At 47.2% G+C, this 965-nt stretch carries 1 protein-coding gene; it reads left to right on the top strand.

Annotated elements, in window-relative coordinates; genetic code table 11:
- A partial coding sequence (gene tuf / locus AB4384_RS23620; RefSeq protein ID WP_055320245.1) for an elongation factor Tu occupies nt 1–965 on the top strand: 965 nt, incomplete at both ends.

Raw genomic sequence — 965 nt, 5'->3', positions numbered from 1 at the left:
ACTCCAGCACGTCACTACGCACACGTAGACTGTCCAGGACACGCGGATTATGTTAAAAACATGATCACTGGTGCTGCACAAATGGACGGCGGTATCCTAGTTGTTGCTGCGACTGACGGCCCTATGCCTCAAACTCGTGAGCACATCCTACTTGGTCGTCAAGTTGGTATCCCTTACATCATCGTATTCATGAACAAATGTGACATGGTAGATGACGAAGAGCTACTTGAGCTAGTTGAGATGGAAGTTCGTGAACTTCTTTCTGAATACGACTTCCCAGGTGATGACCTACCAGTTATCCAAGGTTCTGCACTTGGCGCACTAAACGGCGAGAAGCAGTGGGAAGACAAGATCGTTGAGCTTGCAGAAGCACTAGATTCTTACATTCCTGAGCCAGAGCGTGCAGTTGACCAACCGTTCCTACTACCAATTGAAGATGTATTCTCAATTCAAGGTCGTGGTACTGTTGTAACTGGTCGTATCGAGCGCGGTATCCTACGTGTAGGTGACGAAGTAGAAATCGTTGGTATCAAAGAGACTACTCTTACTACTTGTACTGGTGTTGAAATGTTCCGTAAACTGCTTGACGAAGGTCGTGCAGGTGAGAACGTTGGTGCACTTCTACGTGGTACTAAGCGTGATGACGTTGAACGTGGTCAAGTACTTTCTGCGAAAGGTTCTATCAACCCACACACTAAGTTTGAGTCTGAAGTATACGTACTTTCTAAAGACGAAGGCGGCCGTCACACTCCTTTCTTCAAAGGTTACCGTCCACAGTTCTACTTCCGTACAACTGACGTAACAGGCGACATCACTCTACCAGAAGGCGTAGAAATGGTAATGCCAGGTGACAACGTTCAAATGACTGTTGAGCTAATCGCTCCAATCGCAATGGACGAAGGTCTACGTTTCGCAATCCGCGAAGGTGGCCGTACAGTTGGTGCTGGTGTTGTAGCTAAAATCTT

This window comes from Vibrio sp. 10N.261.51.A4, from assembly GCF_041471945.1.
Classification (GTDB): domain Bacteria; phylum Pseudomonadota; class Gammaproteobacteria; order Enterobacterales; family Vibrionaceae; genus Vibrio; species Vibrio crassostreae_C.
Note: the sequence above shows the minus strand (reverse complement) of the source record. Positions and strands in the feature narration are given on the sequence as shown.